Genomic DNA, 15,694 nt, shown 5'->3' on the forward strand with positions numbered 1-15,694 from the left:
GGCGCGGGGTGCCTCGTGCGGGTGGACCGCCGGCAGGATGGACAGGGGCACGGGAGACGAGCGGTGATCAGCCCGGCTGTGGGCAGGGATCAGCGCTCTAGAGACACTGCAGACAGCAGGGGGAGGAGACCGCCCGGCCGCAGTGCGCGCCGTGACCGCGGAGCCGCGGGTGCGCGGCAGGCTCGGACGTCAGGGTCCGGAGGCTCGTCGTGCTGCGCTCGCGCACCGTGCCTCCCCCTCGTCGTCCCTGAGCGGCCTGTGCGGCGCTGACGTCGAGGACGCCAGCCGACCCTGGCCTGCCCGAGCGACTGTATCGACAGTGCAGGTGGGGTGCAACGGTGTGCCGCCCGGTGGTCTGACGAGGGGCGGGTGAAAGGGTGCGGTTCTCTCACTGCGGGATCACGGGATCACGGGATCACGGGATCACGGGTGCAGGAGGGTCTGGCCTCGGGCCGACGAGCTGTCGTGTCACCGGCTCGATGGCTCGCCAGACGCACGAAGCCCCCGCCCTCAGAGAGAGGGCGGGGGCTTCATCATGCTGATGAGGATCGTGCTGTCGGAGCGGGCGACGAGAATCGAACTCGCATCATCAGTTTGGAAGACTGAGGCTTTACCACTAAGCTACGCCCGCACGGTTCTGATCCGGGCTCCTTGCTCGACCGCTCGGCCGGCTGATCCTCACGGAGAGGTCCAACGTCTGCACGGAAGAACTGAGCGGTCCGGAACGAACCTGCGACAGACACCCTAGCAAAGGATCAGGGGTGGATCGCACGCGGCAGGGCCCACGCCGCTGAGACAGACGACACCCTGGTCGCGCTCGGTCGGACAGGTCGGTGGGCTCCTCCTGAAGGCGCCCTCGCTCGTCTGCCGCGGAGTGCTGCGGATGCTGCGCACGACGGCTCGGACGACGAGCGCCGAGGTCGCACGGCCTCTGGACCAGCGTCGGTCCCGGCTCGGCGAAGGCGTCGCGCTGCCGGTGTGCCGACCACTCCCGACGCCGTCTATGCTTGGCCGAGCGTGCGCCGCCCAGCGGTGCCCGCGGGGTGTGGCGCAGGTTGGTAGCGCGTCCGGTTTGGGACCGGAAGGTCGCAGGTTCGAATCCTGTCACCCCGACTCGCAGCGGAGGACCCCGGCGCTGGAGAACTCGACTCGTGCCGCGGTCCTCCGTCGCGATCGACGTGCCGCCTCCCCGCCGCCGTCCCTGCCGTGATCCTCCGCGGCCCGGCTCCGCGCCCACGGGCCCCTCTAGGACCTCTGCTATGTCCTCGCGCCGTCCGTGGCGTACGATCTTCAGGTTGCTCGTGGGCGAGTATGGCTCGCGAGACGCGGTCCCTCTGCGGTGACGGCCCAGCCTGTCGCCGAGCGGTTGGCCGCGAGGACGCACGAGAACCTCAGTAACGTTCGTGCCGGGCTATCGGCATGCCATCGAGCAGTTGGAGATCATCGAAGTGAAGAGCGCCGTCGAGACCCTGGACCCGACCAAGGTCAAGCTGACCGTCGAGGTGGAGTACGACGAGCTCAAGCCGAGCATCGATCACGCGTACAAGCACATCGCCGAGCAGGTCTCCGTCCCCGGATTCCGCAAGGGCAAGGTGCCTGCACGCATCATCGACCAGCGCGTCGGCCGCGGGGCCGTGCTTGAGCACGCGATCAACGAGTCGCTGTCCGGCTTCTACCGCCAGGCCGTGTCGGAGACGGACATCCGTCCGCTCGGCCAGCCCGACGTGCAGGTCGTGAAGGTCCCCGAGCTCGAGACCGAGGGTGGAGAGCTCCACTTCACCGCCGAGGTCGAGGTCCGCCCCGAGGTCGAGCTCCCCGAGCTGTCGTCCATCAAGGTCGCGGTCGACGACGTCGAGGTCACCGACGACGACGTCGACGGTCGCCTGGACTCGCTCCGTGAGCGCTTCGGCACCCTCGTCGGTGTCGACCGTCCCGCAGCCGAGGGCGACTTCGTCGTCATCGACCTCAAGGCCACCGTCGGCGACGACGAGGTCGACAACGTCTCCGGCGTGTCGTACCAGATCGGCTCGGGCAACATGCTCGAGGGCCTCGACGAGGCGCTCACGGGTCTCTCGGCCGGCGAGACCACCACCTTCGTCGCACCGCTCGCCGGTGGCGAGCACGAGGGCCAGGACGCCAGCATCACCGTCGTCGCGACCGCTGTGAAGCAGCGCGACCTCCCCGAGATCGACGACGACTTCGCGCAGCTCGCGAGCGAGTTCGACACGATCGACGAGCTCAAGGCCGACCTGCGCGAGCAGGCCGCCGGCGTGAAGCAGTCCAACCAGGCCGTCCAGGCCCGTGACCTCCTCCTCGAGGAGCTCACCAAGGCCGAGGTGCCGCTGCCCGCAGGCGTCATCGAGGCCGAGGTCGTCCGTCACCTCGAGGGCGAAGGCCGCCTCGAGGACGACGAGCACCGCGCCGAGGTGACCGAGCAGACGCAGGTCGCCCTGAAGAACCAGATCGTCCTGGACATCCTCGCCGAGAAGCTCGAGATCAAGGTCGCTCAGAACGAGCTCCTCGACTACCTCGTCAACGCGAGCCGTCAGTACGGCATGGACCCGAACACCTTCATCAAGACCATCGACGAGAACGGCCAGATCCCGGCCATGGTCGGCGAGGTCGCTCGCTCGAAGGCTCTCGCCGTGGCGCTGCGCCAGGTCGAGGTCGTGGACGGTGAGGGCAAGGCTGTCGACCTCTCCGAGTTCATCGGTTCTGACGAGGACGACGCCGCGGTCGAGGCCGCTGGCACCGCCGCCGTCGAGGGCGCCGACTCCGAGGTCGTCGAGCCCGACGCCGCAGAGTCCGAGGCAGCAGAGTCCGACGCTGTCGAGACCGACAAGGCCTGACACACCTCAGGGCCCCTGACAGGGTCCGGCCGCAGGGCCCCGTCTCCGTGCGAGACGGGGCCCTGTCGTCTCTCTCGGCCCCCGCGAGAGCTCGCCCACCAGCAGCCCCGCACGCACCGAGCACTGTGCGCCCAAAGCGAAACAGACCCGGTGCGGGACGAAACACGGGTGGGGCTCGCGTTAGGGTCACAACAAGCAAGGGTCAGCAGCACGAAGAAGGAGTTCGCGTGAACGAGCAGATGCCAGTGGCAGCCCGCGGAGACGTGGCAGGCCTGGGCCTGAACGACAGCATCTACAACCGCCTTCTCAAGGAGCGGATCATCTGGCTCGGCTCGGAGGTGCGCGACGACAACGCGAACGCCATCTGCGCCCAGATGATGCTCCTGGCAGCGGAAGACCCCGAGAAGGACATCTTCCTGTACATCAACTCTCCCGGTGGGTCGATCACCGCGGGCATGGCGATCTACGACACCATGCAGTTCATCCAGCCTGACGTCGCGACGGTCGCGATGGGCATGGCCGCCTCGATGGGGCAGTTCCTGCTCTCCTCGGGCACCAAGGGCAAGCGCTACGCGACGCCCCACGCCCGCGTCATGATGCACCAGCCCTCGGGCGGCATCGGCGGTACGGCCACGGACGTGCGCATCAACGCGGAGCTCATCCTCCACATGAAGCGCGTGCTGGCCGAGCTGATCGCCGAGCAGACGGGCAAGAGCACCGAGCAGATCCACACCGACTCCGACCGCGACCGCTGGTTCACCGCTCCTGAGGCGCTCGAGTACGGGTTCATCGACCACGTCGTGACCCACGCCGGGTCTGTCGCCGGCGGCGGCGGCACGACCGGCTCCTGAGCCGGCTCCGCCCCCATCACTTGAAGACCTTTGAGGAGTAGACCCATGAGCACCGAGTCTCAGTTCATCAGCACCGCGCAGCGTCTCGCTGGTGCGGGCGGCGTGGCGATGCCGTACGGCTCGCCGTCGTCGCGGTACATCTTCCCGCAGTTCGAAGAGCGCACGGCCTACGGCATCAAGCGCCAGGACCCGTACAGCAAGCTCTTCGAGGACCGCATCATCTTCCTGGGTGTCCAGGTCGACGACGCCTCGGCGGACGACGTCATGGCGCAGCTGCTCGTCCTGGAGAGCCAGGAGCCGAACCGCGACATCATCCTGTACATCAACTCACCCGGTGGTTCCTTCACCGCGATGACGGCGATCTACGACACGATGCAGTACATCACCTCCCAGGTGCAGACGGTCTGCCTCGGGCAGGCCGCCTCGGCTGCCGCCGTGCTGCTCGCCGCGGGAACCCCGGGCAAGCGCCTGGCCCTCCCCAACGCTCGCGTGCTGATCCACCAGCCCGCGATGGAGGGTGGCGGCTACGCCCAGGCCTCGGACATCGAGATCCAGGCCAACGAGATCATCCGCATGCGCGAGTGGCTCGAGGGCACCCTGGCACTGCACTCCGGGCGGGACGTCGAGCAGGTCCGCAAGGACATCGAGCGCGACAAGATCCTCTCGGCCCAGCAGGCCGTCGACTACGGCCTGGTCGACAGCATCCTGGAGAGCCGCAAGTCGGCGATCCAGAACAAGGGCTGACCACGACGAGGGCCGACCAGCCCTGAGAGCGTGACCCCGGCAGCGACCGGGGGTGAGATACCGTGCACCCGTCGGAGCGCCATGCTGACTTTGGCGCTCCGATGGTGTGCAATGGAAGATGTTCGACCAGCAGTCCCGAGGACGTGAGCGGGGCGGGCTGGATGCCATGATCCGCACCCGACCGGGGCGGTCCCGGGAGGAGACGGCGTGACACGCATCGGCGACGGCGCTGACCTGCTGAAGTGCTCCTTCTGCGGGAAGTCCCAGAAGCAGGTCAAGAAGCTCATCGCAGGCCCTGGGGTCTACATCTGCGACGAGTGCATCGACCTCTGCAACGAGATCATCGAAGAAGAGCTCACCGAGGCGGCCGAGGTCGGCATGGTCGAGCTCCCCAAGCCGCGGGCGATCTTCGACTTCCTCGAGCAGTACATCATCGGCCAGGAGGGCGCGAAGCGGTCGCTCGCTGTGGCCGTCTACAACCACTACAAGCGGATCCAGGCGGGCGAGGGAGCGCGTTCTGTCGGCGACGACGCGGCCCAGGTCGACATCGCGAAGTCCAACATCTTGCTCATCGGCCCGACGGGCTGTGGCAAGACGTATCTCGCGCAGACCCTCGCGAAGATGCTCAACGTCCCCTTCGCGATCGCCGACGCGACAGCGCTGACCGAGGCCGGCTACGTCGGCGAAGACGTCGAGAACATCCTGCTCAAGCTCATCCAGGCTGCGGACTACGACGTCAAGAAGGCCGAGACAGGCATCATCTACATCGACGAGGTCGACAAGATCGCCCGGAAGTCGGAGAACCCGTCGATCACCCGTGACGTCTCGGGCGAGGGCGTCCAGCAGGCGCTGCTGAAGATCCTCGAGGGCACGACGGCCTCGGTCCCGCCGCAGGGCGGACGCAAGCACCCGCACCAGGAGTTCATCCAGATCGACACGACGAACGTGCTGTTCATCGTCGCCGGTGCCTTCGCAGGACTCGACGAGATCATCTCGTCCCGGGCCGGCAAGCACGGCATCGGTTTCGGCGCACCCCTGCACACCGCGGATGCGACAGATGCCTTCGGTGACGTCATGCCCGAGGACCTGCTGAAGTTCGGGCTCATCCCCGAGTTCATCGGGCGCGTGCCGGTCATCACGACGGTCACCCCGCTCGACCAGACGTCGCTCGTGCGGATCCTCACCGAGCCGCGCAACGCACTGGTCAAGCAGTACCAGCGGATGTTCGAGATCGACGGGGTCGAGCTCGAGTTCACCGACGACGCCGTGGCCGCGATCGCCGACCAGGCCCTGCTCCGGGGGACCGGTGCACGAGGTCTGCGCGCGATCATGGAAGAGGTCCTCCAGCAGGTGATGTTCGAGGTCCCCAGCCGCGACGACGTCGAGCGTGTGGTCGTCACCGGTGAGGCCGTCCTCGAGAACGTCTACCCGACGCTCGTGCCACGCTCCGACCTAGGCAAGAACGCCCCGCGCGAGAAGAGCGCGTGACCGAGCAGCCGAGCGACCCCACGCAGGACCCGAGCATCCGCACGGAGATCCTGCGGCTGCGGGGGAGCATCGACAACATCGACGCGTCGCTGATGTACCTGCTCGCGGAGCGCTTCAAGTGCACCGAGCGCGTCGGTGAGCTCAAGGCGCAGGGCGGGGTCGCCCCCGCCGACCCGCTGCGCGAGAGCCAGCAGATCGAGCGGCTCGGGCGGATCGCTGCGGAGGCTGGGCTCGACCAGCGTTTTGCCGAGGAGTTCCGGTCCTTCATCGTCAGCGAGGTCGTCCGGCGGCACGCTGCGATCGCCGCCGAGCGCGGTCAGGACACTGTGCTCGACACGTTCTCCTGACCTGACCTGACCGCGGCTGGCCCGCCCCGGTTCTGGCTGGGTTCTCTGGTCCTGGTTGGCCCGCGGTTTGGTCCGAGCAGTGCGGTCAGGGCTCCGCGTCTCGCGGCGCGACCCAGGAAGGCTGCGTGCCGCTGCGCGCCCCAGACAGGCTGCGTGCCGCTGCGCGCTGTGCCTGGTGGCTGCCGTGCCCACCTGCTGGACGTCTCGACGTGGGGGTGTCGGGCCGCCCACCGGTGCATGTCTGGTGCTCACCCCTGGCCACTGGCGTGACCGGGTGAGGTGCGACAGACTGGGTCGTCCGGGCAGCCCGGACCGCGGCTGTCCGTCCCGACGAGACAGCTGCGAGGACTCTGGATGAAGATCGACTGGCTCAAGCCCCTGCTGGGCGCACCCGGACCGTTCGTCACCGTGTACATCGACGCGACGAGGTCAGGCGAAGGCGACCGCGAGGTCGAGAACAGGTGGAAGAGCGTCCGCAGATCGCTCGAGAAGGACGGTGCGACGGCGCCCGTGCTCGACACGATCGGCGAGGAGATCGTCCGGCCGACCCGGGTCGGTGGTCCGCACGGCCGGGTCGTCGTCGCCGACGAGACAGGTCTGCTGGTCGACAGGGTCACCAAGACGCCTCCCGCGGTCCAGAAGGGCACCTACGGCCCTTTCCCTGCGCTGCTGCAGGCTGCAGGAGCCGCTGACGAGTCCGTCGACTACCTGAGGATCGTCGTCGACCGCCTCGGTGCGGACCTCACGTGGTCCGAGGCCGGGGGACATCTGCCGTACGCCGAGCACGAGTCTGTCGAGGGCGGGCACGACGTCGTCAACAAGGCGAGCTCGGGAGGGCTGTCGCACAAGCGCATCGAGTCCCGTGCGGAAGACTCCTGGGAGCGCAACGCCGAGGCCGTCGCCGCCGAGGTCGACCGTCAGGTGGCTGCGCACCGCCCGGAGGTCCTGCTGCTCAGCGGAGACGTCCGAGCGGTCGCACTGCTCAAGGGAGCGCTCCAGAAGAAGACGGCCGAGCTGGTCGTCGACGTCGCTGGCGGGTCCCGCGGGCACGGGGTCAACGAAGATGCCTTCGAGGCCAACATCACCGAGGCTCTGGAGGCCTTCCGCGTCCAACGCCGGGAGAAGGTTCTCGACGAGTTCCGGCTCGAGCACGGTCGCAGCACCGGGGGAGTCACCGGTCTCGCCGACGTCATCGCGGTCCTCGCACGCGGCCAGGTGAAGGAGCTGCTGCTCTCGGACGAGTACGGGCCAGGCTCCGAGCTGGACGGCCGCTCGGTGTGGGTCGGTGCCGAGCCCTTGGAGATCGCCGCCTCGCGCGACGACCTGGCGGACCTCGGGGCCGTGACGGACGAGCACGAGCTGCCGGCGACGATCGCGCTGGTCCGTGCTGCTCTCGGTCAGGACTCCGGCCTGACCTTCGTCCCGGCAGAGTCGCTGTCGCTCGTCGACGGTGTCGGCGCGCTGCTCCGCTGGCACGACAGCGGGACACCCGGGGACGAGCTCGCCCCGAGCATGTCCTCTGACGGAGGCCGCATCGAGAATCTCGGCTGACGCTGACGCTGACGCTGACGCTGACGCTGACGCTGACGCTGACGCTGACGCTGACGAGCACGACACAGCACGACACAGCACGACACAGCACGAGAGAGAGCGGCGGTGACCACCTTGGTGGTCACCGCCGCTCTCTCTCGTGCTGGCGTCCGTCAGGCAGCAGTTGCGCCTGCGCTGGCTAGGTCTTCTACGCCGCAGACGGCCCCTCGTCCGTGTGCGTCGGGTTGAGCACCCTGTCGAGGAAGGCGCGGGTGCGCGGCTCCTGCGGGTCGCCGATCACCTGTGCGGGCGGCCCGGACTCGACGACCACGCCGCCGTCCATGAACACGACGCGGTCGGCGACCTCCCGGGCGAAGGCCATCTCGTGCGTCACCACGATCATGGTCATGCCCTGCTGCGCGAGGTCGCGCATGACCGAGAGCACGTCGCCGACGAGCTCGGGGTCGAGCGCCGAGGTGGGCTCGTCGAAGAGCATGATCGACGGGTCCATGCTCAGCGCCCGGGCGATCGCGACGCGCTGCTGCTGACCGCCCGAGAGCTGCGTCGGGTGCGCGCTGCCGCGGTCGGCCAGACCGACCCGCTCGAGGTTGTGGAGCGCGACCTTCGTCGCCTCGGCCTTCGAGCGCTTGAGGACCTTGCGCTGCGCAACAGTGCAGTTCTCGAGAACGGTCTGGTGCGTGAACAGGTTGAACTGCTGGAACACCATGCCGACGTGCTGGCGCACGGCGTCGATGTTGATGTCCGGGTCGGTGATCTCGGTGCCCAGCACCGTGATGGTCCCCGACGTCGCGCTCTCGAGCTGGTTGACGCAGCGCAGCAGCGTCGACTTGCCCGAGCCCGAGGGGCCGATCACGCAGACGACCTCACCGGGGGTGACGTCGAGCTCGATGCCGCGGAGCACCAGGTTGTCGCCGAAACTCTTGTGGAGGTCGCGGACCTGGACCACGGGCGCAGCATCAGCCGCGGACCCCTCGGCCGCCGCTGGAGGTGTGAGGGTCATGAGCGCGATCCCTTCCCGGTGCGCTTCTCGAGCCAGCGGGCCAGCAGGCCGAGCGGGATCGTGATGCAGAGATAGCCGATGCCGGCGACGAACAGACCGGTCAGCCCACCGCCTGAACCGCTCGAGAGCGCGTCGCGGCCGATCTTGGTGAGGTCGAACTGGGTCGGGAGCAGACCCATGAGGTAGATCAGCGAGGTGTCCTTGGTGAGCAGGATGATCTCGTTGGTCATGGGGGGCAGGACGATCCTGAAGGCCTGCGGGATGACGACGGTCAGCAGCGTGCGTCCGTGGGACATGCCCAGAGACCGGGCCGCCTCGATCTGACCGCGGGGGACAGCCTCGATCCCGGCGCGCAGGGTCTCGGCGATGTACGCGGCGGACACCATGCCGAGGGCGAGCGCAGCCTTGAGGGTGAGCGAGGAGATCGACACCCCGAGCGCGATCGGCACGGCGTAGGCGAAGGCGATCACGACGAGCAGCGCGGGGATGCCGCGGAAGAACTCGATGTAGATCGTCGCGAGCCAGCGGTAGACGCCGACCGACGAGAGCTTCATCAGGGCGAGCACAGTCCCCAGGCTCAGCCCGACGGCGAAGGCCGCGGCCGTGTACATCAGGGTGTTGAGGAAGGCCCGGGGGATCTTCGGGAAGAGGTCCTGGGCTGCCTCGACGTTGAAGATCTGGTCGCCGACGCGGCCCCAGTCGATCGAGACCGCGAGGACGACGACGGCGACCACGAGGAGGCCGTACTGGATGCCGCGGGAGATGCGCGCACGCTTGCGCGGGCTCATCCGGGTACGAGCCTCCACCGTCGCGCGGGGCGCGACGGTGGAGGGCGCTGATTCGGGTGTCGTCATGAGTCTCAGCCCTCGGCGGGCGCGGTCCCGATCCACTCGGTGTACAGCTCGTCGTAGGTGCCGGCGGTCTCGAGGCGGACGAGCGTCGTGTTGATGGCGTTGACCAGGGCGGTGTTGCCCTTCTTCACGCCGAAGCCGTACTGCTCACCCGTCGAGAAGTTCGCAGCGACCTCGAAGCCGTCGCTGATGAAGGGGGAGAGCGTCGCGACGTCGTTGACGACGGCGTCGACCTGGCCGGTCTGGAGGGCCTGGACCTGCGCACCGAGGTCGTCGAAGACGACGCTCTGCAGGCCGTTCTCCTCGGCCCAGGCGGCGCCTGTCGTGGCGACCTGGACGGCGATGGTCTTGCCCTCGAGGGACTCGAGGGTCGAGAGGTCGGAGCCCTCGGCGACGAGGAGACCCTGGTCGGCGTCGAAGTACGGCTCCGAGAAGTCCATGTTGGCCTTGCGCTCGTCCGTGATGGTGATCCCCGAGGCCACGATGTCGCACTGGCCGGCGTTGAGGGCCGCACCAGACTCGATGCCGTCGAAGCCTGTCGCGAGCGGCGCGAGCTCGAGGTCGAGGTCTGCTGCGACCTCGCCGACGAGGGCCATGTCGAAACCGACGATCTCGCCGTCCTTCTCGAGCTCGAAGGGCTCGAAGGGCGGGTTGGTGCAGACCGTGAGCTTGCCCGACGCGATGGTCGCGATCGACCCGTCTGCGGCGGTGCCGTCGGAGCTGGCGTCGTCGGAGGACGAGCATCCTGCGAGGAGGAGGCCGCCGAGGGCGACGAGGGCTGCTGCGCTACGTGCTGTGTTCATGGGACACCTCAGAGGCCGAGTGGTTGAGTATTCATGTCCCATGATACATATTCACTCGGGCTGCTGTGCGAGGACTCAGGCCGCAGAGCCCACAGTGACCGACGTGACAGCCGCGTAAAAGATCTTCTCGAGCCTCAGTGACCTGTCGGACATCTGGCTCGGGTCCAGCACGAGCGCCGTGGCGACCTCGACGCTCCCTCCCCACCGCGCGACCTCGGCGAGCACGACACCCGCTGTGCGCGGGGCGAAGACCAGGCCGTAGACCTGCCCGACGACCGAGCCGTCGTCGAGGACGCTCGTCGTGCGAGGGTCGGCTCCGGAGAGGTCGACCCCCGCAGCGGTGAGCAGGTCGACGGTGCTGCGCAGCCGCAGCGGTCGCCGCAGCGCCGCGATGCTGTAGTCCGGTCGGTCGGGGCCAGGCACGGTCCGCAGCACGCGCGCGACGAGAGGCAGCTGGACCGCGAGGTCGTCAGGACCCGCGACGACCCTGTCGATCGACACGTCGAAGCGGTCCCGCGGGTCGCTGGTCATGCTCGCGGTCTCGTCATCAGGTCTGATCGTCAGTCACCCTGCCCTCACCCCGCGTAGATCGCGGCGATCTCGTCGCTGAAGTCGGCGAGGACCTTGGCACGCTTCACCTTGAGCGACGGGGTGAGGTAGCCGTTCGCCTCGGTGAAGTCTGTGCTGAGCACGTGGATCTTGCGGATCGACTCGGCGCGGGACACAGCCTCGTTGGTCCTGTCGACGGCACGCTGGAGCGCCTCGAGGACGGCCGGGTGCTTGCCGGCAGCCACGACGTCCATCGACGGCAGGCCCTTGCTGCGCAGCCACCCGGGGAGCATCTCGGCGTCGAGGGTCACGAGCGCGGCGATGAACGGCTTCTGGTCGCCCACGACCACGCACTGGCTGACGAGAGGGTGCCCGCGGAAGCGGTCTTCGAGCATCGCGGGGGCGACGTTCTTGCCCCCCGCCGTCACGATGATCTCCTTCTTGCGGCCGGTGATGCGCAGGTACCCGTCGTCGTCGAGGGACCCGAGGTCGCCGGTCCGGAACCAGCCGTCGACGAGGGCCTCGGCTGTGGCCTCGGGGTTGTTGCGGTACCCGCGGAACACGTGCTCGCCACCGATGAGGATCTCGCCGTCGTCGTCGATCTTGGTGCTCGTGCCGGGGAAGGACGGGCCGACCGTGCCGATCTTGATGAGCCCGGGGCGGTTCACGGCCGTGGGCGCGGTGGTCTCGGTGAGGCCGTAGCCCTCGAGGATCGTCAGACCGATCCCACGGTAGAAGTGGCCGAGCCGCTCGCCGAGCGGGGCCCCGCCCGAGATCGCGTACTGCGCCTTGCCGCCGAGGGCAGACCGCAGCTTGGAGTACACGAGCGCGCTCGCGAGGGCGTGCTGCGCCTTGAGGGCGGCCGAGGGACCAGGTCCTCCAGAGGTCGCCTCGGACATCGCGATCGACACCTTGGCGGCCCAGCGGAAGAGCCGCAGCTTCGCGCCGCTGCCGGCCTTCTGCTCGGAGGAGTTGTAGACCTTCTCGAAGACGCGCGGCACGGCCAGCAAGAAGGTCGGCTGGAAGGTCGCGAGGTCGGGCAGCAGGTTGCGGGTGTCAGGGGTGTGTCCCATGACGGCGCCCGACGTCACGCACAAGACCTGGACGAAGCGGGCGAAGACGTGGGCGAGCGGCATGAACAGCAGCGACCGTGCCCCGGGCACCGCGCAGATGTCGCCGAGACCCTCGACGCCGTTGCGGGTGAGGAACACGAAGTTGCGGTGGGTGAGCTCCGCGCCCTTGGGGCGTCCTGTCGTGCCCGAGGTGTAGATGATGGTCGCGAGGTCGCTGCCCACGACGGCCTCGCTGCGCGCGGTGACCTCGGCCGTGTCGACGCTGCTTCCCGAGAGCCGCAGCTGGTCGACGGCGTCGTCGTCGATGACCAGGACGTCGGTGAGCTCGGGGAGGGTCGTGCGGGCCTCCTCGACGAGCGAGGCGTGGGTCGAGGTCTCGACGAGGGCCAGGCGCACACCGGCGTCTCCGCAGATCCAGCGGATCTGGTCGGCCGAGCTGGTCTCGTACACAGGCACCGGGACGGCACCCACGGCCCACACCGCGAAGTCCAGCAGGGTCCACTCGTAGCGCGTGCGCGACATGATCGCGACCCTGTCGCCGACCTCGATGCCGCGCGCGAGCAGCCCCTTGGCCGTGGCGAGCACCTGGTCGGCGAACTGCTGGGCCGTCACGGGCTGCCAGGCGTCACCGAGGTGCGTCTTGCGCTCGATGAGCACGCCGCCCCCGTCCCTGCGCACACGGTCGGCGAGCAGGGTGTTGATCGACGAGCTGTGCGGTGCGTCGGTCAGGCTGGGGGAGGAGAACTCGATCATGCGGGCATCCTTGCTGGCGATCGGGCAGGGCGGGTGGTGCTGACGTCCGGGTGGTGCTGAAGTCCGGGGGCGGACGCTGCTGCCCGCCCCCGGGCTGTCGAGAAGGTCAGGCTCCGCGAGGCTTCTTGGCCTCGGCCTCGCCGAGCTCGGAGCGCACGACGACGATCCCGCCCTGCACGGCCGGGTCACCCTGGCCGTCTGCGGCGATGTCCAGGCGGAGCTCGCCGGTGACCCGGCCGGCTCCGCGCAGGTCGACCATCGACGACTCGATCGCGTGGAGCGAGGCCCGCGGCACGGCGAGCTCGGCGAGCAGGATCGGCGTGCGCATCGAGACCTTCGCCTCGGACTTGATCTTGCGCAGCGTCGCGAGGGCGTGACCCGAGGCCGTCAGGACCGAGAGGTCCGTGCCGGCAGCGGCTGTGCGCAGGCCGTCCGAGGTGGGCCAGGCGGCCTGGTGGACCGATCCCTCGCGCCACCAGGACCAGACCTCTTCGGTCGCGAAGGGCAGCACGGGGGCGAAGAGACGCAGGAGCGTGTCCAGGGCGATCGCGAGACCGGTCCGGGCGGACAGCGTCTCGGCGGTCACGTCGGTGGCCTCGGCACCGGCACCGTAGGCGCGGTCCTTGACGAGCTCGAGGTAGTCGTCGCAGAAGGTCCAGAAGAAGGTCTCGGAGACCTCGAGGGCCTTGGTGTGGTCGTAGCCCTCGAGCGCGGCCGTGGCACGGTCGACGACGTCGGCCAGACCGGCGAGCATCGCCCGGTCGATCGGCTCGGTGACGAGCGCCGGGTCGAGCACTAGGTCGTCCTCGCCGGCGAAGGACAGCGCGAACTTGCTCGCGTTGAGGACCTTGATCGCCAGGCGGCGACCGATCTTCATCTGCCCGACCTCGAAGGCGGCGTCGGTACCCAGGCGTGCCGAGGCGGCCCAGTAGCGGACGGCGTCGGAGCCGTGCTCCTCGAGCAGACCCATCGGCGTGACCACGTTGCCCTTGGACTTGCTCATCTTCTTGCGGTCCGGGTCGAGGATCCAGCCGGAGATCCCGGCGTCGGTCCACGGCAGCGAGCCGTGCTCGAGGTGCGAGCGGACGACCGTCGAGAAGAGCCACGTGCGGATGATGTCCTGGCCCTGGGGGCGCAGGTCCATCGGGAACACGCGGGAGAAGAGGTCGGGGTCGCTCAGCCAGCCGCCGGCGATCTGCGGGGTGAGGGACGACGTGGCCCAGGTGTCCATGATGTCGGGGTCGCCGACGAAGCCGCCGGCCTGGCCGCGCTGCTCGGCCGTGTAGCCGGCCGGGACGTCGGAGGACGGGTCGATCGGCAGGATCGCCTCGTCGGGGACGATGGGCGAGTCCCACTGCGGCTCGCCGTGCTCGTCGACGGGGTACCAGACCGGGATCGGCACACCGAAGAAGCGCTGGCGGGAGACGAGCCAGTCACCGTTGAGGCCACCGACCCAGTTCTCGTAGCGGACCTGCATGAACTCGGGGTGGAAGTTGAGCTCGGCGCCCCGGGCGAGCAGCTCGGCACGCAGGTCGCGGCCGGGCATCTCGCGCCCGCCGTTGCGGATGTACCACTGGCGGCTCGTGACGATCTCGAGGGGCTTGTCGCCCTTCTCGAAGAAGTTGGCCTTGCGCTGGGTCGCGACGGGCTCGCCCTTGAGGTCGCCCGACTCGCGGAGCGCGTCGACGACCACGGTGCGTGCGGAGAACGTCGTCTTGCCGAGCATCTCGGAGAACAGCGCCGTGCCCTGCTCGCTCGTGATCCACTCGGGGAGCTCGCGGGTGATGCGGCCGTCGCGGACGAGGACCGACCGGGTCGGCAGCTGCAGCTCGCGCCACCACTGCACGTCGGTGAGGTCGCCGAAGGTGCAGCACATCGCGATGCCCGCGCCCTTGTCGCGCTCGGCGAGCGTGTGGGCGAGGACGGGCACCTCGACACCGAAGAGCGGCGAGGTGACCGTGGTGCCGAAGAGGTGCTGGTAGCGCTCGTCGTCAGGGTGCGCGATGAGGGCGACGCAGGCGGGGAGCAGCTCGGGGCGGGTGGTCTCGATGACCACCTCGGAGCCGTCGGCCGCGTGGAAGGCGATCTTGTGGAAGTGCCCGGGGTAGTCGCGCGCCTCGAGCTCGGCCTGGGCCACGGCGGTCTGGAAGGTCACGTCCCACAGACCTGGGGCCTCGGCCTGGTAGGCCTCGCCGCGGGCGAGGTTGCGCAAGAAGGCCGTCTGCGCGACCGCCTGGGCCGGCTGCCCGATGGTCTGGTAGTGGTGCGCCCAGTCGACGCTCAGGCCGAGGTAGCGCCACAGTGCCTCGAACTGCTGCTCGTCCTCGGCGGTGAGGCGCTCGCACAGCTCGATGAAGTTCTTGCGGCTGATCGGCTGCTGGTCGGCCGCCTTGACGCTCTTGCCCTCGGCTCCTTGCAGCGGGGGCTCGTAGCCCTCGACGTAGGGGAGCGAGGTGTCGCAGCGGACGCCGTAGTAGTTCTGCACGCGGCGCTCGGTCGGCAGGCCATTGTCGTCCCAGCCCATCGGGTAGAACACGGACTTGCCGCGCATCCGCTGGAAGCGGGCGACGACGTCGGTGTGGGTGTAGCTGAAGACGTGCCCGACGTGCAGCGACCCGGAGACTGTCGGCGGAGGGGTGTCGATCGAGTAGACGTCGGCGCGCTCGGCGCTGCGGTCGAAGGTGTAGGTGCCCTCGGTGGCCCAGGCGGAGTCCCAGCGACCCTCGAGACCGTCGAGGCTGACCTTCTCGGGTACCTGCTTGACCGTCGCGACCACGGGTCGGGTGTCGGGCGCTTCGGGGACAGGTGCGGAGACGTCGGGTGAGCTCATGGGGG

At 68.9% G+C, this 15,694-nt stretch carries 12 protein-coding genes and 2 tRNA genes; 7 read left to right on the forward strand and 7 right to left on the reverse strand.

Translation table 11 applies throughout. The features are described 5' to 3' along the window. Positions 1-560: 560 nt before the first annotated feature. Positions 561-631 (reverse strand) — tRNA-Gly (locus ASG53_RS06235). Between the two features lie 408 nt (positions 632-1,039). Here ASG53_RS06235 and ASG53_RS06240 point away from each other — a divergent pair. The 7 genes from ASG53_RS06240 to ASG53_RS06270 all read left to right on the forward strand — a co-directional run bounded on the left by ASG53_RS06240 (position 1,040) and on the right by ASG53_RS06270 (position 7,830). Beyond that, a tRNA-Pro gene (locus ASG53_RS06240) sits at positions 1,040-1,113 on the forward strand. A gap of 335 nt (positions 1,114-1,448) precedes the next feature. Next, positions 1,449-2,849, forward strand: a complete 1,401-nt coding sequence (tig, locus tag ASG53_RS06245) for a trigger factor (RefSeq protein WP_056130826.1) — start codon at positions 1,449-1,451, stop codon at positions 2,847-2,849. A gap of 227 nt (positions 2,850-3,076) precedes the next feature. Continuing rightward, positions 3,077-3,700: an ATP-dependent Clp protease proteolytic subunit gene (locus tag ASG53_RS06250; RefSeq protein WP_056129811.1), complete on the forward strand. Its 624-nt coding sequence runs from the start codon at positions 3,077-3,079 to the stop codon at positions 3,698-3,700. A gap of 45 nt (positions 3,701-3,745) precedes the next feature. Further along, complete coding sequence (locus tag ASG53_RS06255) at positions 3,746-4,444, forward strand: ATP-dependent Clp protease proteolytic subunit (RefSeq protein WP_056129813.1); 699 nt, start codon at positions 3,746-3,748, stop codon at positions 4,442-4,444. 207 nt (positions 4,445-4,651) lie between these two features. Next, positions 4,652-5,932: an ATP-dependent Clp protease ATP-binding subunit ClpX gene (gene clpX, locus ASG53_RS06260; RefSeq protein WP_056129816.1), complete on the forward strand. Its 1,281-nt coding sequence runs from the start codon at positions 4,652-4,654 to the stop codon at positions 5,930-5,932. Then, positions 5,929-6,279: a chorismate mutase gene (locus ASG53_RS06265; RefSeq protein WP_082543828.1), complete on the forward strand. Its 351-nt coding sequence runs from the start codon at positions 5,929-5,931 to the stop codon at positions 6,277-6,279. Before clpX ends, ASG53_RS06265 begins: the two co-directional genes overlap by 4 nt. 354 nt (positions 6,280-6,633) lie before the next feature. Continuing rightward, a complete protein-coding gene (locus tag ASG53_RS06270) occupies positions 6,634-7,830 on the forward strand; it encodes a baeRF2 domain-containing protein (protein ID WP_056129820.1) in 1,197 nt (398 codons plus the stop codon). A gap of 187 nt (positions 7,831-8,017) precedes the next feature. On the opposite strand, the gene ASG53_RS06275 is transcribed toward ASG53_RS06270, so the two are convergent. From ASG53_RS06275 to valS, 6 genes are all read right to left on the reverse strand, one after another. Further along, the gene (locus ASG53_RS06275; protein WP_056129822.1) at positions 8,018-8,830 is read right to left on the reverse strand and encodes an amino acid ABC transporter ATP-binding protein; all 813 of its coding nucleotides are present in this window, start codon (positions 8,828-8,830) and stop codon (positions 8,018-8,020) included. Further along, the gene (locus ASG53_RS06280) at positions 8,827-9,684 is read right to left on the reverse strand and encodes an amino acid ABC transporter permease (RefSeq protein WP_200945450.1); all 858 of its coding nucleotides are present in this window, start codon (positions 9,682-9,684) and stop codon (positions 8,827-8,829) included. The genes ASG53_RS06275 and ASG53_RS06280 overlap by 4 nt, the downstream gene beginning before the upstream one ends. A gap of 5 nt (positions 9,685-9,689) precedes the next feature. Continuing rightward, positions 9,690-10,484, reverse strand: a complete 795-nt coding sequence (locus ASG53_RS06285; protein ID WP_056129830.1) for a transporter substrate-binding domain-containing protein — start codon at positions 10,482-10,484, stop codon at positions 9,690-9,692. A gap of 75 nt (positions 10,485-10,559) precedes the next feature. After that, on the reverse strand, positions 10,560-11,015 hold the full coding sequence (locus tag ASG53_RS06290; protein WP_056129833.1) for a hypothetical protein: 456 nt from the start codon (positions 11,013-11,015) through the stop codon (positions 10,560-10,562). A 44-nt stretch (positions 11,016-11,059) separates the two neighbouring features. Next, entirely contained in the window at positions 11,060-12,859 is a 1,800-nt protein-coding gene (locus ASG53_RS06295; RefSeq protein ID WP_056129835.1) for an AMP-dependent synthetase/ligase, read from the reverse strand. A 106-nt stretch (positions 12,860-12,965) separates the two neighbouring features. Continuing rightward, a complete protein-coding gene (valS, locus tag ASG53_RS06300; RefSeq protein WP_056130832.1) occupies positions 12,966-15,689 on the reverse strand; it encodes a valine--tRNA ligase in 2,724 nt (907 codons plus the stop codon). Positions 15,690-15,694: the final 5 nt, after the last annotated feature.

This window comes from Sanguibacter sp. Leaf3, from assembly GCF_001425965.1.
Lineage (GTDB): Bacteria > Actinomycetota > Actinomycetes > Actinomycetales > Cellulomonadaceae > Sanguibacter > Sanguibacter inulinus.

Coding starts and splice junctions, on each gene's coding strand:
- ASG53_RS06255 (WP_056129813.1), top strand. CDS start 3,746: ATGAGCACCGAGTCTCAGTTCATCAGCACCGCGCAGCGTCTCGCTGGT.
- ASG53_RS06270 (WP_056129820.1), top strand. CDS start 6,634: ATGAAGATCGACTGGCTCAAGCCCCTGCTGGGCGCACCCGGACCGTTC.
- ASG53_RS06275 (WP_056129822.1), bottom strand. CDS start 8,830: ATGACCCTCACACCTCCAGCGGCGGCCGAGGGGTCCGCGGCTGATGCT.
- ASG53_RS06280 (WP_200945450.1), bottom strand. CDS start 9,684: ATGACGACACCCGAATCAGCGCCCTCCACCGTCGCGCCCCGCGCGACG.
- ASG53_RS06285 (WP_056129830.1), bottom strand. CDS start 10,484: ATGAACACAGCACGTAGCGCAGCAGCCCTCGTCGCCCTCGGCGGCCTC.
- ASG53_RS06290 (WP_056129833.1), bottom strand. CDS start 11,015: ATGACCAGCGACCCGCGGGACCGCTTCGACGTGTCGATCGACAGGGTC.
- ASG53_RS06295 (WP_056129835.1), bottom strand. CDS start 12,859: ATGATCGAGTTCTCCTCCCCCAGCCTGACCGACGCACCGCACAGCTCG.
- valS (WP_056130832.1), bottom strand. CDS start 15,689: ATGAGCTCACCCGACGTCTCCGCACCTGTCCCCGAAGCGCCCGACACC.